General features: G+C 66.2%; 16 protein-coding genes and 1 pseudogene. 5 read left to right on the forward strand and 12 right to left on the reverse strand.

Annotated features, from left to right (window positions below):
- Positions 1-10: 10 nt before the first annotated feature.
- Positions 11-352, reverse strand: coding sequence for a hypothetical protein (locus OKW27_RS37545; protein ID WP_090804745.1), 342 nt, complete (start codon positions 350-352; stop codon positions 11-13).
- A gap of 117 nt (positions 353-469) precedes the next feature.
- Positions 470-1,174 carry an arylesterase gene (locus OKW27_RS37550; RefSeq protein WP_184003517.1) on the reverse strand — a complete coding sequence of 235 codons (705 nt, stop codon included), beginning with the start codon at positions 1,172-1,174 and terminating at the stop codon, positions 470-472.
- On the opposite strand from OKW27_RS37550, the gene OKW27_RS37555 reads away from it, so the two are divergent.
- Complete coding sequence (locus OKW27_RS37555) at positions 1,173-1,859, forward strand: ABC transporter ATP-binding protein (protein ID WP_429336413.1); 687 nt, start codon at positions 1,173-1,175, stop codon at positions 1,857-1,859. The genes OKW27_RS37550 and OKW27_RS37555 overlap by 2 nt on opposite strands.
- Positions 1,860-1,995: 136 nt before the next feature.
- Here OKW27_RS37555 and pgi read toward each other — a convergent pair whose 3' ends face one another.
- From pgi to OKW27_RS37570, 3 genes are all read right to left on the reverse strand, one after another.
- Positions 1,996-3,618, reverse strand: a complete 1,623-nt coding sequence (gene pgi, locus OKW27_RS37560) for a glucose-6-phosphate isomerase (protein WP_429336414.1) — start codon at positions 3,616-3,618, stop codon at positions 1,996-1,998.
- 347 nt (positions 3,619-3,965) lie between these two features.
- Positions 3,966-5,606, reverse strand: a complete 1,641-nt coding sequence (locus OKW27_RS37565) for an NAD(P)H-hydrate dehydratase (RefSeq protein ID WP_429336415.1) — start codon at positions 5,604-5,606, stop codon at positions 3,966-3,968.
- A gap of 178 nt (positions 5,607-5,784) precedes the next feature.
- Positions 5,785-7,080 (reverse strand): FAD-dependent oxidoreductase, encoded by a 1,296-nt coding sequence (locus OKW27_RS37570; protein WP_429336416.1) that lies wholly within the window; start codon positions 7,078-7,080, stop codon positions 5,785-5,787.
- A gap of 313 nt (positions 7,081-7,393) precedes the next feature.
- Here OKW27_RS37570 and purL point away from each other — a divergent pair, with 313 nt between their 5' ends.
- Positions 7,394-11,530: a phosphoribosylformylglycinamidine synthase gene (gene purL / locus OKW27_RS37575; RefSeq protein WP_429336417.1), complete on the forward strand. Its 4,137-nt coding sequence runs from the start codon at positions 7,394-7,396 to the stop codon at positions 11,528-11,530.
- Positions 11,531-11,696: 166 nt separating this feature from the next.
- Here the strand turns inward: purL and OKW27_RS37580 are convergent, their stop codons facing one another.
- The 5 genes and pseudogenes from OKW27_RS37580 to OKW27_RS37600 all read right to left on the reverse strand — a co-directional run bounded on the left by OKW27_RS37580 (position 11,697) and on the right by OKW27_RS37600 (position 15,511).
- Complete coding sequence (locus tag OKW27_RS37580; RefSeq protein ID WP_429336418.1) at positions 11,697-12,476, reverse strand: peptidylprolyl isomerase; 780 nt, start codon at positions 12,474-12,476, stop codon at positions 11,697-11,699.
- Positions 12,477-12,486: 10 nt separating this feature from the next.
- A pseudogene (locus OKW27_RS37585) lies at positions 12,487-12,800 on the reverse strand (BolA family protein).
- 1 nt (position 12,801) lies between these two features.
- Positions 12,802-13,332, reverse strand: coding sequence for a septation protein A (locus tag OKW27_RS37590; protein ID WP_090804756.1), 531 nt, complete (start codon positions 13,330-13,332; stop codon positions 12,802-12,804).
- Positions 13,333-13,433: 101 nt separating this feature from the next.
- Positions 13,434-13,856 carry a peptide-methionine (R)-S-oxide reductase MsrB gene (gene msrB, locus OKW27_RS37595; RefSeq protein ID WP_184043795.1) on the reverse strand — a complete coding sequence of 141 codons (423 nt, stop codon included), beginning with the start codon at positions 13,854-13,856 and terminating at the stop codon, positions 13,434-13,436.
- A 98-nt stretch (positions 13,857-13,954) separates the two neighbouring features.
- A complete protein-coding gene (locus tag OKW27_RS37600) occupies positions 13,955-15,511 on the reverse strand; it encodes a protein adenylyltransferase SelO (RefSeq protein WP_429336419.1) in 1,557 nt (518 codons plus the stop codon).
- Between the two features lie 155 nt (positions 15,512-15,666).
- Here OKW27_RS37600 and OKW27_RS37605 point away from each other — a divergent pair, with 155 nt between their 5' ends.
- From OKW27_RS37605 to OKW27_RS37615, 3 genes are all read left to right on the forward strand, one after another.
- Positions 15,667-17,358 (forward strand): 3-(methylthio)propionyl-CoA ligase, encoded by a 1,692-nt coding sequence (locus tag OKW27_RS37605; RefSeq protein ID WP_429336420.1) that lies wholly within the window; start codon positions 15,667-15,669, stop codon positions 17,356-17,358.
- A 147-nt stretch (positions 17,359-17,505) separates the two neighbouring features.
- Positions 17,506-19,596: a 3-hydroxyacyl-CoA dehydrogenase NAD-binding domain-containing protein gene (locus tag OKW27_RS37610; RefSeq protein WP_429336421.1), complete on the forward strand. Its 2,091-nt coding sequence runs from the start codon at positions 17,506-17,508 to the stop codon at positions 19,594-19,596.
- A gap of 147 nt (positions 19,597-19,743) precedes the next feature.
- Positions 19,744-20,922, forward strand: coding sequence for an acetyl-CoA C-acyltransferase (locus OKW27_RS37615; RefSeq protein ID WP_429336422.1), 1,179 nt, complete (start codon positions 19,744-19,746; stop codon positions 20,920-20,922).
- Between the two features lie 20 nt (positions 20,923-20,942).
- On the opposite strand, the gene OKW27_RS37620 is transcribed toward OKW27_RS37615, so the two are convergent.
- A complete protein-coding gene (locus OKW27_RS37620) occupies positions 20,943-21,452 on the reverse strand; it encodes an LEA type 2 family protein (RefSeq protein WP_429336423.1) in 510 nt (169 codons plus the stop codon).
- Positions 21,453-21,521: 69 nt separating this feature from the next.
- Positions 21,522-21,914: a hypothetical protein gene (locus OKW27_RS37625; protein WP_429336424.1), complete on the reverse strand. Its 393-nt coding sequence runs from the start codon at positions 21,912-21,914 to the stop codon at positions 21,522-21,524.
- Between the last annotated feature and the right edge of the window lie 43 nt (positions 21,915-21,957).

Genomic DNA, 21,957 nt, shown 5'->3' on the forward strand with positions numbered 1-21,957 from the left:
GGTGGCAGCTTTACAGACAGCCGCTGATCGCGCCGGTGGCGTTGCCGCCGCCAGCGCCGCCGGCGCGAAAGCCGACCCACGTGCCCTTACCGCTATACGAAGGACGGACCACCGCCGCCGCGCCGTTGGGCGGCTGCTGGCCCGGGACGTAGACGTCCATGGCCTGATCGTTGGCGAGGATGTTTTGCGAGATTACCTGTTGTTGCGAACTATCCGCCCATTTTTGCGCGATGCAGGTTGCGACGGCGCGAGGCGGCTGCTGGCTTTGACCCACCGACTGAACGCCGGCCGGCGGTTGAGCCGCGCAGGCCGAGATGGCAATGGTCAAAGCGATTAACGGTAAATATTTCAACGTTATCTCCTCAGAAGTCGCTCAAGAATGAGCCGGGTGGCAGGGATTGCCCATCTGTCGAACGGCTCGGCGATCCATGTTCCCCCAGGTTCCGGAAACAAGTCGTTAGCAGGTCTTTCAGTGCGGCGAACTTGTGCGAAGAAGTGGCTTGACAGCGGGCCACACGTTATTGAGTAGCAGCGGCTGTGCCTGCTGCGTCGGGTGGAGCTGATCGGCCTGGAACATGTCCGGTTTATCCGCGATGCCGGCGAGAAGAAACGGCACGAGCGGCACGTGGAACTCCTTCGACAGTTGGCCGTAGAGGCCGTGGAACTTTTGCGTATAGTCGGGGCCGTAATTGGGCGGCACGTACATGCCGACGAGCACGACCTTCGCGTGGCCTTGCTGCGCCTGTTCGATGATCGTGCGCAGGTTGTCCTCGGTCGTCGAGAGCGGCACGCCGCGCAACGCGTCGTTGGCGCCGAGCTCGACGATCACGATGCTCGGTTTGAGCCGTTCCATCAGCGCGGGCAGACGCGCGCGTCCGCCGCTCGTCGTGTCGCCGCTGATGCTCGCATTGGCGACGCTATAATCGATGCGCTCTTCGGCCAGACGCTGACGCATCAACGCGACCCAGCCCGTATCGCGGGGCAGCCCGTACTCAGCGGAGATGCTGTCGCCGAGCACGACGATCACCGGCTTCGCGGGTTCGGGCGTATTCGCCGCGTGAGCCCGCAACGGTAACGAAACCAGCGCGGCGGCCATCATGGTCGCGCCGAATGCCGCAGACAGCGCCGCGGCGCGAGGGGCGATGGCGCGCACTTTCAACCTACGCTTCACCATGCCAAACAGAACTGATCCAGTCATTGAAGTGCGGGGTTTGTGCAAGAGGGTTAAGGATGCTGCGGGCGAACTGACGATTCTCGATCACATCGATCTTGCCATCGATGCCGGCAGCAGCGTCGCGATCGTCGGTGCATCCGGGTCGGGCAAGTCTACGCTGCTCGGCTTGCTCGCGGGATTGGACAGTGCTAGCGCGGGCTCGGTTCGGCTGCTCGGGCGCGAACTCGGCGAGCTCGACGAAGACGGCCGCGCCGCGTTGCGCAGCGGCGCGGTCGGCTTCGTGTTCCAGTCGTTTCAGTTGATGCCGCATCTGACCGCGCTCGAAAACGTCACGTTGCCGCTCGAACTGCAAGGCGGCATCGGCACACGCGAGGCCGCCGCGCGTGCGCGTGAACTGCTCGAACAGGTTGGGCTCGGGCAGCGTACCGGTCATTATCCGAAGCTGCTGTCGGGCGGCGAGCAGCAGCGCGTCGCGCTCGCGCGCGCGTTCGTCACGCGCCCGGCGATCCTGTTCGCCGACGAACCCACGGGCAGTCTCGACGCGGCCACCGGCCACGCGGTGATCGATCTGATGTTCGAGATGAATCGCGCGCACGGCGCGACGCTCGTGCTCGTGACACACGACATCGAACTCGCGCGGCGTTGCGATACGACGGTGACGATCGAAGCGGGGCGGCTCGCTTGATGGTCTGGAGGATCGCGGGCTTGCGCTCGCGTACCTCGAGCATGTCGTCGTCGAAGCAAAAACAAAGCGGGCCGTAGCCCGCTTCGTTCTGTTTGTGGCGCGTTATCGCCCGCTATCGTGCACTCCAGACTTCCATTCAGCGCTTCAACGCAGCCCGGGCCCGCGCGATCAGCGCCGCCGTCGACGAGTCATGCTTCTTTACGTCGGCACTCGCCGCGCCCAGATCGGCCTCGACCACCTTGCCGAGAATCTTGCCGAGTTCGACGCCCCACTGATCGAACGGGTTAATGTTCCACACCGACGCCTGCACCAGCACCTTGTGCTCATAAAGCGCGATCAACGCGCCGAGCGTGCGCGCGGTCAATGCGTCGAGCAGCAGCGTCGCGGTGGGGCGGTTGCCCGGGAACGTCAGGTGCGGCGCGAGTTCCGGCTTGTCGGGGCCGGCCACCTTCTTCGCTTCTTCAAGCGTGCGACCGAGCATCAACGCTTCGCTCTGCGCGAAGCAGTTCGCGAGCAGCTTCGGATGATGGCTCGCGAGCGGATGCTCGGGCGTCAGCAGCGCGATGAAATCGATCGGCACGATCGTCGGGCCCTGGTGCAGCATCTGGAAAAACGCGTGCTGACCGTTCGTGCCCGGCTCGCCCCACGTGACTGCGGAAGTCGCATAGTCGACGAACGCGCCGTCGAGACGTGCGGACTTGCCATTGCTCTCCATTTCGAGCTGCTGCAGATACGACGGCAGGAAATGCAGCGCCTGCGAATACGGCGCGACCAGATAGCTCTGCGAGCCGAAGAAGTTGCGATACCAGATGCCGATCATGCCGAGCAGCACCGGCAGGTTCCTGTCGAGCGGAGCGGTGCGGAAGTGCTGGTCCATCTCGTTGGCGCCGGCGAGCAACTCGTCGAACTGTTGCGGACCTACCGCGATCATGATCGACAGACCGACGGCCGACCACAGCGAGTAGCGTCCGCCGACCCAGTCCCACATCGAGAACACGTTCTCTTGTGCGATGCCGAACTTGACGACTTCGGCCGTATTGGCCGACACACCGACGAAGTGCTTCGCCAGCGCGCTTTCCGGGCAGCCTTTCTGGATGAAAAAGTCGCGCAGCGAGCGCGCGTTGGTCATCGTCTCCAGCGTCGTGAAAGTCTTCGACACGATGATCGCGAGCGTCTCTTCGGGATCGATCTGCTGCATCACGCTGTACAGATCGGCGCCGTCCACGTTCGACACGAAGTGCGTCGAGATCTCGGGCGTCGCGAGATGATGCAACGCGTGCACGACCATCTTCGGCCCTAGATCCGAGCCGCCGATGCCGATGTTCACGACATGACGGATCCGCTTGCCGGTGTAGCCGGTCCATGCGCCGCTGCGGACCTGCTCGGCGAACGCGGCCATTTTCTTGCGCTCGGCCTGCACTTCGGCGAAGAACGGCGCCTTCGGGTCGGTTGCGCGCAAGGCCGTGTGCAGCGCGGCGCGGCCTTCGGTCGGGTTGACGACCTCGCCCGCGAACATCGCGTCGCGGCGCTTTTCGACGCCGGCTTCGCGGGCGAGTTGCACGAGCAGTTGCAGGGTTTCGGCGGTGATGCGGTGCTTCGAGAAATCGGCTGAGAGACCGCCGCCCGCGAACGTGAAGCGTTCGGCGCGCGTGGGAGCGGGATCGTTCTCGGGGGCGAACCAGTCGCGCAGATGCGCATCGCGAATCGTGTCGTAATGCGTCTGCAGCGAGGACCAGGAGGGGAGCGAGTTCTGGGTCATAGCGTCCGTCTAACCAAGGGGCACGAAGGAAGGCGCGCGCATGAAGCGTGGCCGAGAATGATGCGGCGATGCAGTCAGAGCGATGCCACGCGGCCCGGATCGGGACAGGTGCCGACGATACTTCGCGAAGCGGATGAACTTCGCGAAAACGCGAGGCGGCGCCCGCACCCGCTGGAGTATCGCCGCGACCCGCGATCGACCCGACGCGCGGCGCAGGCAATCAGTATAGCGGGGATGCGCGACGGGCAGCAGGGCGTTGCGCGCGCTCGCAATGATTGGGATCGCGATGTGTCATCGGTGTGAACAAGCGCCGCGGACCCGATTCGTATTCAGAGCAATCGCGCGCGTCAAGCAAGCGGCGCCGAATAGAACAGCCGGTTCAACAAGGTACGCACCATCGGTGCCAGCTCGCCGGCCGTCAGCCCGGCGGGGCCGTGGCCCTGCGCGGTCAGCGTATCGGCGGCAAGGCCGTGCAGATAGACGCCCGCGAGCGCCGCCTCGAAGCGTGGCAGATGCTGCGCGAGCAGCGCGCCGATGATGCCGCCGAGCACGTCGCCGGTGCCGCCCGTCGCGAGCGCGGCGTTGCCGGTCGGGTTCAGCGCGAGGCGGCCGTCGGGCGCGGCGATGATCGTGCCGACGCCCTTCAGCACGACGACGCTCGCAAAACGCGCCGCGAGCGCACGCGCGGCCGCGAGACGGTCGCGTTGCACGCTCGCCGCATCGCTGCCAAGCAGGCGCGCCGCTTCGAGCGGATGCGGAGTGAAAATGCACGGATCGCCTTGCACGCCGCGCGCGGTGACTTCCGCGGCGAGCGCGGGATCCTTGGCGACCAGGTTCAGCGCGTCGGCATCGAACAGCTTGGGCACGTCGAGTTGCAGCACGTCGTGCAGTACCCGCGTCGCGCGTTCGCCGTGCCCCATGCCGCAGCCGATCGCGAGTGCGTCCATCGAATCGAGCGGCAGCGTGTCGATCGGATGCAGCATCAGTTCGGGGTGCGGCGGATCGTAGGGCGGGGCGCCTTCGCCGAGCAACGCGACGTGGACCTTGCCCGCGCCGGTGTAGAGCGCCGCGCGTGCCGCGAGAATCGGCGCGCCGCACATGCCGGTGTCGCCGCCGACCACCGCGAGGCTGCCGAAGGTGCCCTTGTTGGTCGCGAAGTTGCGTGGGGGCATGAAGGGGCCGAAGAGATCGGGCGCGCTGAGCTGGATCGCCGCACGTGAGGCGCTGGTGGCAGCGTCCTGGCTGCCCCCGTCGTTGATCCCTGCCACGAGCCCGATCGGTGCGACGGTCACTCGCCCGGCGAGATCACGGCCTTGCGCGGTGAAAAGCCCCGGCTTCGCGCCGATGAACGTGATCGTGTGCGTCGCATGGACCGCCGCCGCGCCGTCGCCGCCGATCACCGCGCCGGTGTCGCTGTCGAGCCCGCTGGGCACATCGAGCGCGAGCACGGCGCCTTGTGTCGGGCGCGCCTTCGTGCGCTGCGACAACTGCCGCGCGAGCGTCGCGAAGACGCCGTCGAGCGGCCGCACGAGACCGATGCCGAACATACCGTCGACGAGCCAGCCATAGCCGTCGAGCGAGGCGGGCGGCGCCGCATCGATCGGCACGCCGGCGGCGCGCGCGGCGTCGAGCGCCCAGCGCGCGTCGGCGGGCTTCACTTCAACCGGCATACAGACTTCGACTGCGATGCCGGCCTTGTGCAGTTCCGTCGCGACGACCAGCGCGTCGCCGCCATTGTTGCCGGGGCCGGCGACCAGCCACGCGCGCTGCTGCGACTTCGTCACCGACGTATCCGCGGCGATCCGTTCGAGCAGCCAGCGCGCGGCCGCATGACCGGCGCGCGCCATCAGCGTGTGCTCGGGCAGGGCCGTGGCGGCCTGGGATTCGGCGATCCGCAAGTCGGTCAGCGTCAGCAGCGGCAGCGCAAGCGGCTGCGAGTCGGTCAGCGGATCGAAAAGGGAGAGCAGCGAGTTTTCTGCGTCTGTCATGGCGAAACCTGGCGGTGCGCCCGCGGCGCGGCGGGCAGACTTTGGAATCGCTATGTTAGTGCCGATAGGCGCACGGCGTGCGGCTGTTTCGGTGCGCGCGGCGGAAGCGGCGCGATGAACGCGGGGTATCGACAGCGGGCTGTCAGCCCGCCATACCCGCCTGGAACCGCACGAAACCTTACTGGAACCGCTCCGGCCTCAATGCAGCGAGCGTGTCTTGCGGCAACGTCGGCGTCTGTCCCGACATCAGCTGTGCAACGAGCTTGCCCGCGCCGCAGGCGAGGCCCCAGCCGGCCGGACCATGCCCGACGTTGATGAACAGCCGCGGATGCAGCGCGTTGCCGATCACCGGCAAGCCATCGGGCGACAGCAGTTTCACGCCTTCCCACGGCAGCGCCGCCGAAATGCGCGCGGCGCCCGGAATCCAGTCGTGCGTCGCCTGGCCGAGCAACGCGAGCGCCTCCTTGGTCAGCGCTTCGCCGAGCGGCTTGTCGATCTGGCTCGCGCTTTGCACCACCGCGCCGCCCGCGATCCGCAGCCGATGGTTCATGCGGCTGATGCCGATGCGCTTGACCGCATCGACGATCGCGACGTGCGGCGCGCATTCCTCGTGCGCGATCGGCGCGACCAGCGAATGCAGCCGCAGCGGATGCAGCGGCAGCCTGAGCCCCGCGCGTTCGAGCAGCGCGAGGCTGCCGTAACCGGCGGCGACCACGACGGCGTCGGCCTGGACCACGTCGATCTCGCGCGAGCGGGGCGCGCCGTCGCGCGGCGCCAGTTCGACCGCCGCGCGCTGACTGTCGAGACGAATGCCGGTCACCTCGCAGTTCGGCATGAACTGCACGCCGCCTTGGGTATCGAGCACCTGTTTGACGAGCTTGGTAAAAAGCGGACAGTTCGCGGTGCGCTCGTGCTCGAACAGCACGCCGCCGGCGAATTCGGGATCTGTGGGGACCGCATGCTCGAACGCCGCGCATTCGGCCGGGCCCAGCACGTGATGCGGCACCTCGAACCGGTGCAGCAGATCGAGCGCGGCTGCGTTCAGCTCCCATTCGTGCGCGCTGCGCACGAGGTACAGCAGACCGCTCGCCTGTTCGAATTCGAGGCCGAAGCGGGCTTCGACATCGGCCATCGCATCGCGCGAGGATTCGATCAGCGGCCGCAGCAGCGCGTACTGGCGCGCGAACGCCTCGGGTTCCTGCCATGCTCCGAGCTGCTTGATGAACTGCCGCGCGGCGCCGTTGAAGCCGGTCTTGCTGATCACGCCATTTTTCGCGTTGTAGCGGCTCGCCATGAAGGTCGGGCCGAACCAGACGTCGAGCGGCGTCGGCAGCACGTTGCCGCCTTGTCCGTAGGTGGCGCCTTGCGCGACGGTCGCGTGACGCTCGACGACGCATACCCGGTGGCCGGCCGCGCGCAGGTGATAAGCGGTGGCGACGCCCGCTACCCCGCCGCCAATGACGATGACATCCATGCTCTGATTCGATGTGCCGACGGGCGGCTCGCGCGCGTTCCCGCTGGCTGTGACATGCGGCGCGCCGCCGGGTGAAACCCGGGTCGCGTGCGCCGATCTGGTGAAACGCGAATGATAGCAGTCAAAACACCCGCGCGGCGACGCGACGGGCACCGCGGCGACGCCTCGCGCGGGCAGGCGCGGCCCGCCGCCCACGCACCCCGGAGCCCGCTGGAAGCCCGTTCCCGGGGTATAATCCCGGACTTCCTTTCCGCCTCACGTCGCCTGCATGCGCGGCTCCCCGGCATCAATGAGCGACGCAACGTCAAGTCCCATGGCCCACTTCTCGTGTTTCCCCGGCGCTTCGGCCCTCTCCGATTTCCGTCAAACCCGCCTGCTCGACACGCTCACGCGCATCGACCCGAATATCACCGGCGTGCGCGGGCAGTATCTGCACTTCGTCAATGCGCAGACCGAACTGTCCGCTGAAGACAGCGCGAAGATCGAGGCGCTGATGCACTACGGCAATCCGTTCGAAGAAGGCAAGGAGCGTGGCGCGGTCGAGACCTTCCTCGTCGTGCCGCGCTTTGGCACCGTGTCGCCGTGGGCCAGCAAGGCAACCGACATCGCGCATCTGTGCGGGCTCACGCGGGTGCGCCGCATCGAGCGCGGCGTCGAGTACTCGGTGACGCTGAAAAGCGGCCTGCTCGGCGGCAAGAAGACGCTGTCGGACGAAGCGCGCGCGGCCGTCGCCGCCGCGCTGCACGATCGCATGACCGAGAGCGTCGCGCCGTCGCGCGACCATGCGTTGCATCTGTTCGACGAATTGCCGGCCAAGCTTCTGCAAACCGTCGACGTGCTCGCGAGCGGCCGCGCCGCGCTCGAAACCGCCAACGCGGAACTGGGCCTCGCGCTCGCCGACGACGAAATCGACTATCTGGTCGACGCATTCACGAAGCTCGGCCGCAATCCGACCGACGTCGAGCTGATGATGTTCGCGCAGGCCAACAGCGAGCACTGCCGCCACAAGATCTTCAACGCGGACTGGACGATCGACGGCGAGAAGCAGGACATGTCGCTGTTCAACATGATCCGCAACACCGAGAAGCTGAACCCGCAGGGCACGATCGTCGCGTATTCGGACAATTCGGCGATCATGGTCGGCGGCATGGCCGAGCGCTGGTTTCCGCGCACGCCGGCGCAGCTCGGCGCGAGCGAATTGCCCGAGCACTATGGCCGCAGCGTCGAGCTCACGCACACGCTGATGAAGGTGGAAACGCACAATCATCCGACGGCGATCTCGCCGTTCCCGGGCGCCGCGACCGGCGCAGGTGGCGAAATCCGCGACGAAGGCGCGACCGGACGCGGCGCGCGTCCGAAGGCGGGCCTCGCGGGCTTCACGGTATCGAACCTCGAACTGCCGGACGGCGTCGAGGCGTGGGAAAACGCCCGCGACACCGCTCAGCCGCTCGCGCGGCGCAATCCGGCCGACCAGCACGAAGCGTACGGCCGCCCGGACCGCATCGCCTCGCCGCTGCAGATCATGATCGACGGCCCGCTCGGCGCCGCCGCGTTCAACAACGAATTCGGCCGGCCGAACCTCGGCGGCTACTTCCGGACCTACGAGCAGAACGTCGCGGGTCTCGTGCGCGGCTATCACAAGCCGATCATGATCGCGGGCGGCATCGGCAATATCTCCGACCAGCACACGCACAAGCACGATCTGCCGGAAGGCTCGCTGCTGATCCAGATCGGCGGCCCGGGCATGCGCATCGGCATGGGCGGCGGCGCCGCGAGCTCGATGGCGACCGGCACCAACACCGCCGAGCTCGACTTCGACTCGGTGCAGCGCGGCAACCCGGAAATCGAGCGACGCGCGCAGGAAGTGATCAACGCGTGCTGGCAACTCGGCGAAAAGAACCCGATCCTCAGTATTCACGACGTCGGCGCGGGCGGTCTGTCGAACGCGTTCCCCGAAGTGGTGGACGGTGCAGGCAAGGGCGCATTGTTTGAACTGCGCAAGATCCAGCTCGAAGAAAGCGGTCTGTCGCCGCGCGAAATCTGGTCGAACGAAGCGCAGGAGCGCTACGTGCTGGCGATCGCGCCGGCCGATCTGCCGGTGTTCGAGGCGATGTGCAAGCGCGAGCGCTGCCCGTTCGCGGTGATCGGCACTGCCACCGCCGAGCGTCAGCTGAAGCTGATCGACGCCGAACAGCAGGAAGGCGCGCACCAGCCAGTCGATATGCCGATGGAAGTGCTGCTCGGCAAGGCGCCGCGTATGCACCGCGACGTAAAGCGTGCCGAGCGCAGGCTCGAACCGGTCGACGTGACCGGCCTCGCGCTGCAGGACGTCGCGCAGAGCGTGCTGCGTCATCCGACGGTCGCGAGCAAGTCGTTTCTGATCACGATCGGCGACCGCTCGGTCGGCGGCACGACCGCGCGCGATCAGATGGTCGGTCCGTGGCAGGTGCCGGTGGCCGACGTCGCGATCACGACGATGGACTACGCAGGCTTCAGCGGCGAAGCGATGACGATGTCCGAGCGCACGCCGCTCGCCGTCATCAACGCACCGGCCTCCGGCCGTATGGCAGTCGGCGAGGCGATCACCAACATCGCGGCGGCGCCGATCGCGTCGCTCGACAAACTCAAGCTGTCGGCCAACTGGATGGCCGCGTGCGGCGCGCCTGGCGAAGACGCCGCGCTCTACGACACGGTCAAGGCGATCGGTATGGAACTGTGCCCGGCGCTCGGTATCGGCATTCCAGTCGGCAAGGATTCGCTGTCGATGCGCACCCGCTGGGAAGAGAGCGGCGTCGCGAAGGAAGTGGTCGCGCCGGTGTCGCTGATCATCTCCGCGTTCGCGCCGGTTGAAGACGTCCGCAAGCATCTGACGCCGCAACTGCAGCGCGTGAGCGAAGTCGGCGAGTCGGTGCTGATTGCGATCGATCTCGGCCGCGGCAAGCAGCGTCTGGGCGGCAGCATTCTCGCGCAGGTCACGCAGCAGGTCGGCGACACGGTGCCTGACGTCGACGATCCGGAAGATCTGAAGCGCTTTTTCAACGCGATCCAGGCGCTCAATAGCGACGGCAAGCTGCTCGCGTACCACGACCGCTCGGACGGCGGCCTGTGGGCGACGGTTTGCGAAATGGCGTTCGCGGGTCACGCGGGCGTGTCGCTGAACGTCGACATGCTCGTGCTCGACGCGCATCACGAATCCGATTACGGCGACGCGAAGGACTGGGCGAAGCAGACCAGCGGCCGCCGCGACGACCGCACGCTGCGCGCACTCTTCAACGAAGAACTCGGCGCCGTCGTGCAAGTGCGCGCGGCCGATCGCGACGCGGTGCTCGCCGCGCTGCGCGAGCATGATCTGTCGGCGTGCTCGCACGTGATCGGCAAGACCAACGAGCGCGACGTGATCGAAATCTATCGCGACGCGAAGAAGCTCTACGAGGCGCCGCGTGCCGAACTGCATCGCACGTGGAGCGAAGTGAGCTGGCGCATCGCGCGTCTGCGCGACAACCCGGCTTGCGCCGACGCCGAATACGACGCGCTGCTCGATGCGGCCGACCCGGGCATCACGCCTGTGCTGAGCTTCGATCCGGCCGACGATGTCGCCGCTCCCTTCGTCCCCCAAGGGGACTTCCTTCGGGGCGTCCCCCAAGGGGACTTCCTTCGGGGCGTTGGCAAGGGCGCGCGTCCGCGCGTCGCGATCCTGCGCGAGCAGGGCGTGAACTCGCATCTGGAGACGGCCTATGCATTCGATCGCGCCGGCTTCGACGCGCACGACGTGCACATGAGCGACCTGCTCGCGGGCCGCGCGAACCTCGCCGATTTCGCGGGTGCGGTCGCGTGCGGCGGCTTCTCGTACGGCGATACGCTGGGCGCCGGCGAAGGCTGGGCCAAGACGATCCGCTTCAACGCGCAACTGGCCGACATGTTCGCCGCGTTCTTCAGTCGTGGCGACACGTTTGCGCTCGGCATCTGCAACGGCTGCCAGATGATGAGCAGCCTCGCGTCGATGATCCCCGGCGCCGAAGCATGGCCGAAGTTCACGCGCAACAAGTCGGAGCAGTTCGAGGCACGCTTCTCGCTCGTCGAGGTGCAGGCATCGCCGTCGCTCTTTTTCGCCGGCATGGAAGGCTCGCGCATTCCGGTCGCGGTCGCGCACGGCGAAGGCTTTGCGGACTTCTCGCAGCAGGGCGACAAGTCGAAGGTCGCGGTCGCGATGCGCTATGTCGATCACCGTGGTCAGGCGACCGAGCAGTATCCGTTCAACCCGAACGGTTCGCCCGAGGGCATCACGTCGGTCACGACGGCCGACGGCCGCTTCACGGTGCTGATGCCGCACATGGAGCGCGTGCATCGCGCGGTGCAGATGAGCTGGCATCCGCAGGGCTGGGGCGAGATCGGCACGGACGCGAGCCCGTGGCTGCGCGTGTTCCAGAACGCGCGTCGCTGGCTCGGTTGATGAGTCGAGGGGCTGCCGCCCGCGTGCGGCGGCTCCTGGTTGCGGCAGCCACGCACGCCGCTGCTGCAAATCTTGCGGCAACAAAAAAGCCGCCCACGGGCGGCTTTATCGCATTCAGGCTTCAGAGCCAGGCGGACTATCCGAAGACAATCTGCCCGCCGACCCCTTACTGAATCTTCGCGTTCTTGCGCAGATTCTCTTCGAACGCCTGCAGCTTTTCCTGCTGGATCTGCTGCACGATCTGCGCGCGCACCTGTTCGAGCGGCGGCGGCGTGACGGCGCGGATGTCGTCGACACGGATGATGTGCCAGCCGAATTGCGTATGCACCGGCGTGTCGGTCATCTGGCCTTTCTGCAGATGCGTGGCCGCGTCCGCGAATTCAGGCACGTAGGCCTTCGGGTCCGACCAGTCGAGATCGCCGCCGTTCTTGCCCGATCCCGGGTCCTTCGAGTACTGCTTGGCCAAGGCCTCGAAGCTCGCGCCGGCCTTGATCTTCGCGATCAGCTCCTTCGCCTGTTGCTCGTTGTCGACGAGGATATGGTGCAGGTGATATTCCTTGCCGCCCGCATCCTTGACGAGCGCGTTGTAGCGCGCGGTGATTTCGGCGTCGGTCGGCTGATTGTTCTTTACGAAGTCTTCGATCAGCGCGCGCAGCACGACAGTTTGCTGCGCGACCGCGATTTGCGCCTTGACGTCCGGACGGTTCGGCAGCCCGCGACGCAGCGCTTCCTGCATCAGGATTTCGCGATTCACGAGCTCTTCGCGCACGGCCTGCTGCAGTTGCGGCGTGTCCTGCTGTCCCTGGTGAACCAGTTGCTGGATCAATGCATCGGCGCGCGACTTCGGAATCGGCGTGCCGTTCACCACGGCGATGTTCTGTGCGAATGCAGGTGCGGCCGCGAACGCAGCCAGCAATACCCAGTGGCGGGTTTTCTTCAAGGTCATCGAAAGGTTCCTAGCGGGGCAACAAAGCAAATTCTTCGGGCGTGTACGCCGTGATGGCAAGGGCATGAATGCCGCGCTGCATGGCATCGGCCAGCGCATCATACACCATGCGATGCCGCGCCACGCGGGGCTTGCCGGCAAACGCGACGGCCACGATCGTGACACTGAAATGACCGCCGGCGGCGGCACCAGCGTGGCCCGCGTGCTGCGCGCTGTCGTCGGTGATGCGGATCGATTCGACGGGCGCGAGCGCGGCCGCGAGGCGCGCCTCGATGAGCGCGCGGCGCGCTCGGCGGTGGTGGCGTGCATGAACAGGTCGCTCATGTCATTCCTCCTTCATGTACTTCGACAGCCACAGGCTCTGCCCGACGATGAACACGAGCAGGCAGCCGGTCGCGCCGAACAGCTTGAAATTGACCCACTGATCGGTCGTATAGTGATACGCGACGAACAGGTTCAGCAGACCGAGCAGCACGAAAAACGCCGCCCAGATCAGGTTCAGCTTGCCCCAGATCGCGTGCGGCAGCGTGATCTGCTTGCCCATCATCGCTTCGATCAGGTTCTTGTTGAAGCCGAGCTGCGACACGATCAGCGCGACGGAAAACGCCCAGTACAGCACGGTCGGCTTCCATTTGATAAAGGTGTCGTTGTGCAGCACGAGCGTCGCGCCGCCAAATACGACGACGACGCCGAGGCTCACCCACAGCATCGGGTCGACCTTGCGGTGGCGGAACGCCACCCACGCGATCTGCACCAGCGTGGCGACGATCGCCACTGCCGTCGCCGTGAAAATGCCCCAGATCTTGAAGGCGACGAAGAACAGGATGATCGGGAACAGATCGAACAGGAATTTCATTATCTGATCGGGAAGTCGGAGAGTGAGTCGAACGTTGAAGCGCGCCCGCCTGGCGTGCAGAATGCGGCGCCGAAGGCGGGCAGGGATGCTGCCGCGCCGCGTTACTTGGGCTCGAATTGTAACGCAGCCGAATTGATGCAGTAACGCAGACCGGTCGGCGCCGGTCCGTCCTCGAACACGTGGCCCAGATGCGCGCCGCAGTTCTTGCACTGGACCTCGATGCGCAGCATGCCGTGTGAGCGGTCGGTCTTCTCGGCGATCACCTCGCCGTTGATGGGGCGGAAATAGCTCGGCCAGCCGCAGCCGGCGTCGAACTTGGTGTCCGATTCGAACAGCGGCGTGCCGCAGCACACGCAGTCGTAGACGCCGCGTTCCCAGTGATCGTCGTAGCGGCCCGTGAACGGGCGCTCGGTGGCCGCATGGCGCGTCACCTGGTATTCCATGTCGGTCAGCTGCTTGCGCCACTCGGCGTCGCTTTTCTGTACGGCTGGGGCGTCATGCTTGAGATCGTCGGGGTTGCTCATGGTCGGGTTCCTGTCTCGGGTTTGTCTCGCGGGTTTGTGCTGGTTCGTGCCGGTGTTTTCTGGAGGCAGGGCCGTGGCGATTCAACCGCGCCGGCGCGTCATGACGAACAGCTCACTTCCAGTGAGTTCGCCCAGTCGGGCGGCAGGCCCGCATACGACGCGTATTCGGGCTGCTCGTCGAACGGGTGACGCAACACGGCCGCGAGCCGTTCCACCTCGGAGAAATCCTTCTCCTTCGCGCGTTGGATCGCCGTTTCCGCCAGATGGTTACGAAGTACGAATTTGGGGTTCACGCGATTCATTGCAATGGCGCGCGCAACGTCGTCGCGTGACTCTTCGGCGAGCCGCGCGCGATAGTCGTTCGCCCATGCGTCGAAGGCGACGCGATCGAGGAACAGGTCGCGCACCGGCGTGTCGCCGCTCGCATCGTGTTTCGACAGGCGCGCGAGATTGCGGAACGTCAGCGTGAAATCGGCGCGGTTCGCGTGCATCACTTCGAACAGCCGGTTGACCAGCGCGTCGTCGCCGTCGCGCGCCTGTTCGAGGCCGAGCTTCGCGCGCATGCGGTTTTCGAGCGCCGGCGCGAAACGGTCCTTGAAGCCGGCGAGCACGTGCTGCGCATCTTCGACCGCCTTGTCGGCGCGCACGCTTTCGTCGTGCTTCTCGCCGAACAACGGCAGCAGTCCCTGCGCGAGGCAGAACAGGTTCCAGTACGCGATTTGCGGCTGCAGCCGGTAGGCGTAGCGGCCCTGCGTATCGGAGTGATTGCAGATGTGGCCGGCATCGAAGCCATCCATGAAACCGAACGGGCCGTAGTCGATCGTCAGGCCCAGGATCGACATGTTGTCGGTATTCATCACGCCGTGACAGAAACCGACCGCCTGCCAGTCGACCATCAGATCCGCGCTGGAGCGCACCGCCTCGGCGAGCAGCGCCAGATACGGATCGTCGGCCTCCTTGCAATGCGGATAGAAGCGCTCGATGACGTGATCGGCGAGCGCGCGCAAGGCGTCGACACGATCGTTCGCGTAGAAGTGCTCGAAGTGGCCGAAGCGCACGAAGCTCGGCGCGACGCGCGTGACCACCGCGGCGGTTTCGATCGTCTCGCGCCGCACCGGCTGGTCGGAGCCGATCACGCACAATGCGCGCGTGGTCGGAATGCCGAGATGATGCATCGCCTCCGAGCACAGATATTCGCGGATCGACGAGCGCAGCACCGCGCGGCCGTCGCCCATGCGCGAATAGGGCGTGCGGCCCGCGCCTTTGAGCTGCAGTTCGTTGCGCTCGCCGTCGTGTTCGAGCTCGCCCAGACCGAGCGCGCGGCCGTCGCCGAGCTGGCCGGCCCACACGCCGAACTGATGCCCCGAGTACACCGACGCATAAGGCAGCGTGTCGGCCGGCCAGTCGCGCGTCGCGTTGCCGCAGAACAGCTCGATAAAGCCCGGATCGCGCTCGATGCCCTCGGGCATCCCGAGCCGCGCGGCGGTCTCGGCCGAGAAGCCGACGAGATAGGGTGCGTCGAGCGGCGCGGCGGGCAGGCGCGTGAGGAACGTGCCGCCGAGCCGCGCGAACGCGTTGGCTGGGGGAGTGGCGAGTGTGTTGGAAAGATCCGTCAAAGCTGCGGATAGCCCTGCAAAGCTTGGGGAAAACGACATGTTGAGCGCCTCTGGATTAGCCGATATTGTAAGTCCGCGCCCGCGGCGCTGCTGGGCGGCCGCCTTCATCGTTCGGACCATGCTGCTGCGCTCGACGCCGCCACGATCTTGCGCCAACCCATCGATCCACTGACAAGCCGAGGAGACCCCGCCTTATGACGACGCCGCTGCTGGGCCAGATGATGGACGTGCCGCTTACCGTGTCATCGTTGCTCGCGCATGCCGCGCGGCATTTCGGCAGCACCGGGATCGTGTCGCGGCGCATCGAAGGCGACCTGCATCGCTACACGTACCGCGATTGCGAGCAGCGCGCGAAGCAGCTCGCGCAGGCGCTCATCGCGCTCGGTGTCGAACCGGGCGAACGCGTCGCGACGCTCGCGTGGAACGGCTACCGGCATCTCGAAGCGTATTACGGCACCACTGGGTTCGGCGCCGTGTGTCACACGATCAACCCGCGGCTTTTCCCCGACCAGATCGCCTACATCGTCAATCATGCCGACGACGCGTACGTGCTGTTCGACACGACGTTCGCCGCGCTGGTCGACACGCTCGCGCCGCAGTGCCCGCGCGTGCGCGGCTGGATCGCACTATGCGATGAAGCGCATCGGCCGCCGATGCAAACGTCGGTGCTGTGCTACGAAACGCTGATGGACGGGCAGCACGGCTGCTTCGACTGGCCCGCGCTCGACGAGCGCCAGGCGTCGTATCTCTGCTATACGTCGGGCACGACCGGCAATCCGAAAGGCGCGCTGTATAGCCATCGCTCGACGGTGCTGCACGCGTTCGGCGCGGCGTTGCCCGACGCAATGAACCTGTCGGCGCGCGACTCGGTGCTGCCCATCGTGCCGATGTTCCATGTCAACGCATGGGGCCTCGCGCACGCGGGGCCGCTGACCGGCGCGAAGCTCGTGTTCCCCGGCAAGGATCTCGACGGCAAGTCGCTGTACGAACTGATGGAGAGCGAACGCGTCACGTTCTCGGCCGGCGTGCCGACCGTGTGGCTCGGTCTGCTGAACCACCTGCGCGAAACGGGCGCGAGGTTTTCGTCGCTCGAGCGCACGGTGATCGGCGGTTCCGCCTGTCCGCCCGCGATGCTGCGGATACTCGAGGACGACTACGGCGTGCAGGTGATCCATGCATGGGGCATGACGGAGATGTCGCCGCTCGGTACCTTGTCGAAGCTGACCTGGGAGCAGAGCCAGCGGCCGCTCGCCGATCAGCGCAAACTGCTCGAAAAGCAGGGTCATGCGATCTACGGCGTCGACATGAAGATCGTCGGCGAGGATGGCCGCGAGCTGCCTTGGGATGGCGTCGCGTTCGGCGATCTGCACGTGCGCGGGCCGTGGGTCATCGACCGGTATTTCCGCAAGGAAGACTCGCCGCTCATCGACGGCTGGTTCCCGACCGGCGACGTCGCGACGATCGACCCCGACAGCTTCCTGCACATCACCGATCGCTCGAAGGACGTGATCAAGTCGGGCGGCGAATGGATCAGCTCGATCGACGTCGAGAACGTCGCGCTCGCGCATCCGGCGGTCGCGGAAGCCGCGTGCATCGCGTGCGCGCATCCGAAGTGGACCGAGCGCCCGTTGCTCGTCGTCGTCAAACGCGCGGGGCAAGACGTCACCCGCGACGAACTGCTCGCGTACTACGACGGCAAGGTCGCGAAGTGGTGGATCCCCGACGACGTCGTGTTCGTCGACGACCTACCGCACACGGCGACCGGCAAGCTGCAGAAGCTGAAGCTGCGCGATCTGTTCCGCGACCACGTGCTGCCGTCCGCGCTCGAAGACGGCCGCAACTGTCCGCTGACCCCGAGTCCCAGGGGAAACCCCACTCGGGAATAAATTGAACGTTCGTTCTTTTTTGGTGTATCGTGCCTGCTGACCCCGGAACCGTCGCTTGAAAAAGTCTGACCATAAGCAGGCTCGATGAACCGGACGGGCGGCGCATCATGCGCCGCCTCAATGCATGGATCGCACGGAGGCACGCAGATGGCAGTGGACTACATAACTCATGACGGCGTGGCCGTCCTCACGCTGAACAATCCGCCCGTCAATGGACTCGGTCTGTCGACGCGCGCGGGTATCGTCGAAGGGCTCGAGCGCGCGCAGAACGATCCGGCCATCAAGGCCATCGTGCTGACGGGTGCGGGCAAGGCCTTTTCGGGCGGCGCCGACATCACCGAATTCAATACGCCGAAGGCGACCCAGGAGCCGACGCTCGCGACCGTCATCAAGGCCGTGGAAGGCAGCGCGAAGCCGGTCGTCGCGGCGATCCACAGCGTCGCGATGGGCGGCGGCCTCGAACTTGCCCTCGGCGCGCATTACCGCGTCGCCGCGGCCGGCGCGCAGATCGCGCTGCCCGAAGTGAAGCTCGGCATCCTGCCGGGCGCGGGCGGCACGCAGCGTCTGCCGCGCGCCATCGGTCTGGAAGCGTCGCTGAACATGATCGTGTCGGGCGCGCCGGTGCTCTCGGAAAAGCTCGCCGATTCGGGGCTGTTCGACGAAGTCGTCGCGAATCCCGCCGAACTGGCCGAAGCCGCGCTCGCGTTCGCGCGCAAGGTCGGCGCCGCGGCCGGCCCGCATCCGAAGGTGCGCGAGCGCAAGATCGAACATCCGAATGCGGCCGGTTTCATCCAGTTCGCGCGCAATAGCGTCGCGGCAATCGCGAAGAACTTCCCGGCGCCGCATAAATGCATCGACGCGGTCGAAGCCGGTGTGAAGGACGGCTTCGACAAGGGCCTCGCATTCGAGCGCGAATGCTTCATCGCGCTCGTGCAGACGCCGGAGAGCCGCGCGCTGCGTCACGCGTTCTTCGGTGAGCGGGCGGCGAGCAAGATTCCCGACGTGCCGGCAGATACTTCGGTGCGCGACATCGATCGGGTGGCCGTGATCGGCGCCGGCACGATGGGCGGCGGCATCGCGATGAACTTCCTGAACGCGGGCATTCCGGTCACGCTGCTGGAAACGAAGCAGGAAGCGCTCGACCGCGGTCTCGCGACGATCCGCAAGAACTACGAGGCGACCGTCAGGAAAGGCAAGCTGAAGCCCGAGGTGATGGAACAGCGCCTCGCGCTGCTGAGCTCGACGCTCTCCTACGACGACCTGAAGCACGCAGACATGATCGTCGAAGCCGTGTTCGAAGAGCTGGGCGTGAAGGAGCAGGTGTTCCGCCGGCTCGACGAAGTCGCGAAGCCCGGTGCGATCCTCGCGTCGAACACGTCGACGCTCGACGTCGACAAGATCGCCGCGTTCACGAAACGTCCGCAGGATGTGGTCGGCATGCACTTCTTCAGCCCGGCCAACGTGATGAAGCTGCTCGAAGTCGTGCGTGGCAAGGAGACCGCAAAAGACGTGCTCGCCACCGTGATGAAGCTCGCGAAGAAGATCAGGAAGACCGCGGTGGTGTCGGGCGTGTGCGACGGCTTTATCGGCAACCGGATGATCGAGCAATACGTTCGTCAGGCGCTTTTCTTGCTCGAAGAGGGCGCGTTGCCAGCGCAGGTAGACAAGGCCATCGAGAAGTTCGGCTTCGCGATGGGTCCGTTCCGCATGAGCGACCTCGCCGGCAACGACATCGGCTGGGCGATCCGCAAGCGCCGCTATCTCGAGCACCCCGACATGCACTACTCGAAGATCGCCGACCGTCTGTGCGAGATGGGCCGCTTCGGCCAGAAGACCGGCGGCGGCTGGTACGACTACAAGGCGGGCGATCGCACCGCATACCCTTCGGGCGTGGTCAACGAAATGATCGGCGAGTACTCGAAGGAAACCAACGCTGAGCGCCGCAAGATCAGCGACGAGGAAATCGTCGAGCGTCTGGTGTTCGCGCTCGTCAACGAAGGCGCGAAGATTCTCGAGGAAGGCATCGCGTCGAAGGCGTCGGATATCGACATGGTCTATCTGACCGGCTACGGCTTCCCCTTGCATCGCGGCGGCCCGATGCTGTACGCGGACACGGTGGGGCTCTACAACGTCGAGCGCGCGATTCGCCGCTATGCGGCGCGGCCGAACGGCGACGCGTGGAAGCTCGCGCCGAGCATCGCGAAGCTCGCGGCCGAAGGTCGCGGGTTCAACGGCTGAGCGCGGCCGGCTTCAGCCCACGAATTGAGCGGTGCGGGGTTCCCCCGCATCGCTCGCATCAAACGACAGAGGCGGCGCGGTGATGCGCTTTTGAACGCACGGCAGTGAGCCGGCGCGCCACTTTTGACACTGCAATTGGAGACATGCATGACTGACGCCGTAATCGTATCCACCGCCCGCACGGGTCTCGCCAAATCGTGGCGCGGCGGGTTCAACATGACGCACGGCGCGACGCTCGGCGGCCACGTGACGCAGGCCGCGGTCGAGCGCGCGAAGCTCGATCCGGCGCGCGTCGAGGACGTGATCATGGGTTGCGCGAATCCGGAAGGCGCGACGGGCGGCAATATCGCGCGGCAGATCGCATTGCGCGCGGGCTTGCCGGTCAGCGTGCCGGGCATGACCGTGAACCGTTTCTGCTCGTCGGGATTGCAGACGATCGCGCTCGCGTCGCAGCGCGTGATCGCCGGCGAGGGCGACGTGTACGTCGCGGGTGGCGTCGAGTCGATCTCGTGCGTGCAGAACGAGATGAACCGCCACATGATGACCGACGGCTGGCTCACCGAGCACAAGCCGGAAATCTACTGGTCGATGCTGCAGACCGCCGAGAACGTCGCGAAGCGCTACTCGATCTCGAAGGAACGCCAGGACGAATACGGCGTGCGCTCGCAGCAACGCGCGGCGGCCGCGCTCGAAGCCGGTAAATTCAAGGACGAAATCGTGCCGTTGACGGTGCTCGCCGGCGTCGCCGACAAGGCGAGCGGCCGTCTTTACACGAAGGAAGTGACCGTCAGCAGCGACGAAGGCATTCGCGCCGACACGACGCTCGAAGGCGTGTCGAAGATCCGCACCGCGCAGCCGGGCGGCGTGGTCACCGCGGGCAATGCGAGCCAGTTCTCGGACGGCGCATCCGCTTGCGTCGTGATGAACGCGACGCTGGCCGAACGCGAAGGGCTGCAGCCGCTCGGCATCTTCCGCGGTTTCGCGGTGGCCGGTTGCGAGCCCGACGAAATGGGCATCGGCCCGGTGTTCGCTGTGCCGAAGCTGTTGAAGAAAGCCGGCCTCAAGGTCGAGGACATCGGCCTGTGGGAGCTGAACGAAGCATTCGCGGTGCAGGTGCTCTATTGCGCCGACCAGCTCGGCATTGCGCACGACCGCCTGAACGTGAACGGCGGCGCGATCGCGGTGGGCCATCCGTACGGCGTGTCGGGAGCGCGGCTCGTCGGCCATGCGCTGATCGAAGGCAAGCGGCGCGGCGTGAAGTTCGTCGTCGTGACGATGTGCATCGGCGGCGGGCAGGGCGCGGCGGGTTTGTTCGAAGTGGTTTGAGCGGGCGTGGGCCGGCGTCATTACGAGCCCGTGTCCGACGACGGCAGGCTCAGCGTCCCCTGATCGGTGAATCGCGTCGTACCGGTCACGCCACCCGCGAGCTTGCCGCGCAGAACGTACGGAACCTGTCCCGACTGCGCGGCGCCGGCTAGCGCAAAGGCTTGACGAACCGCGGCGAAAGCCGGCACGGTCAGCGGCACGGTGACGATGGTTTCACCGAAGCGCGGCACGGTGCCGCTCTGGTCGCTGACGCCGGTGGCGAACGGCTTGCCGTTCAGCTCGAGATCGAGCGACACGCCGTTGAAGCTGACCGCGGAGTCGTTGGGATTCTGCACGCGCAGCTTGACGTTGAAGCGCATCTCCATGCCCTGGCCAGCGATCGGCTCGATGCCCGCCACATTGACGCGCAACGGGTCGGCGCCGAACAGGCCCGCGCAGCCAGCGAGTGTCAGCGTGACAGCGACGCCGGCGGCGAACAGGCGCCACACCCGTGAGACCAGGCCCGGCTGCAGCGCGCGAAAGAATGACATGACCTGCACCTCGAACGAAGCGGGTTGGTCATGCATTGTAACGGGCCACGTGGCGCGCGCAGCGACGTTTCAGGCGGCGCGCCGCCACCGTGTGCGCACGACGCAAGCGAGACGCCGAGCGGCTTGCAGAACGAAACCGCGCGCGCTGTGTTCAGCGTGTGCAGGCAGCACGATGAATGCAGCGCGATCGGCCTGCGTCGCGCGGATTGACACGACGCCACGTTGCGAGGTCACAAACCGCTCGCCCTCGTGCAACGTGAGCGACGTGAGCGGGGCGTCGTTGCCGAGCCAGGCCAGCGCATGATCGCGGAAGACGAGTTGCAATGCACCTTCGACCGCGATGATCGAACTGCGCGCGCGCAAGTCGTGCAGGGCCATCTGACCGGCGGCAAGATGCGACGCCGCGGTGCAATCCAGTTCGGCACCGGGTAACAAGCGATCGTGGTATGGACGCACAGGCATGACCGATTCCTTTAAACCGTCTTCGTGTCACACAGCTTAGGGA

Origin of the sequence: Paraburkholderia sp. 35.1, from assembly GCF_050436525.1 — a bacterium.
In the GTDB taxonomy this organism is placed as follows: domain Bacteria; phylum Pseudomonadota; class Gammaproteobacteria; order Burkholderiales; family Burkholderiaceae; genus Paraburkholderia; species Paraburkholderia tuberum.

What these genes read in the sequence shown, in the direction of transcription:
- OKW27_RS37555 (WP_429336413.1), top strand. Translation starts at nt 1,173, where the DNA reads ATGCCAAACAGAACTGATCCAGTCATTGAAGTGCGGGGTTTGTGCAAG.
- OKW27_RS37550 (WP_184003517.1), bottom strand. Translation starts at nt 1,174, where the DNA reads ATGGTGAAGCGTAGGTTGAAAGTGCGCGCCATCGCCCCTCGCGCCGCG.
- pgi (WP_429336414.1), bottom strand. Translation starts at nt 3,618, where the DNA reads ATGACCCAGAACTCGCTCCCCTCCTGGTCCTCGCTGCAGACGCATTAC.
- OKW27_RS37565 (WP_429336415.1), bottom strand. Translation starts at nt 5,606, where the DNA reads ATGACAGACGCAGAAAACTCGCTGCTCTCCCTTTTCGATCCGCTGACC.
- OKW27_RS37570 (WP_429336416.1), bottom strand. Translation starts at nt 7,080, where the DNA reads ATGGATGTCATCGTCATTGGCGGCGGGGTAGCGGGCGTCGCCACCGCT.
- purL (WP_429336417.1), top strand. Translation starts at nt 7,394, where the DNA reads ATGGCCCACTTCTCGTGTTTCCCCGGCGCTTCGGCCCTCTCCGATTTC.
- OKW27_RS37580 (WP_429336418.1), bottom strand. Translation starts at nt 12,476, where the DNA reads ATGACCTTGAAGAAAACCCGCCACTGGGTATTGCTGGCTGCGTTCGCG.
- OKW27_RS37590 (WP_090804756.1), bottom strand. Translation starts at nt 13,332, where the DNA reads ATGAAATTCCTGTTCGATCTGTTCCCGATCATCCTGTTCTTCGTCGCC.
- msrB (WP_184043795.1), bottom strand. Translation starts at nt 13,856, where the DNA reads ATGAGCAACCCCGACGATCTCAAGCATGACGCCCCAGCCGTACAGAAA.
- OKW27_RS37600 (WP_429336419.1), bottom strand. Translation starts at nt 15,511, where the DNA reads ATGTCGTTTTCCCCAAGCTTTGCAGGGCTATCCGCAGCTTTGACGGAT.
- OKW27_RS37605 (WP_429336420.1), top strand. Translation starts at nt 15,667, where the DNA reads ATGACGACGCCGCTGCTGGGCCAGATGATGGACGTGCCGCTTACCGTG.
- OKW27_RS37610 (WP_429336421.1), top strand. Translation starts at nt 17,506, where the DNA reads ATGGCAGTGGACTACATAACTCATGACGGCGTGGCCGTCCTCACGCTG.
- OKW27_RS37615 (WP_429336422.1), top strand. Translation starts at nt 19,744, where the DNA reads ATGACTGACGCCGTAATCGTATCCACCGCCCGCACGGGTCTCGCCAAA.
- OKW27_RS37620 (WP_429336423.1), bottom strand. Translation starts at nt 21,452, where the DNA reads ATGTCATTCTTTCGCGCGCTGCAGCCGGGCCTGGTCTCACGGGTGTGG.
- OKW27_RS37625 (WP_429336424.1), bottom strand. Translation starts at nt 21,914, where the DNA reads ATGCCTGTGCGTCCATACCACGATCGCTTGTTACCCGGTGCCGAACTG.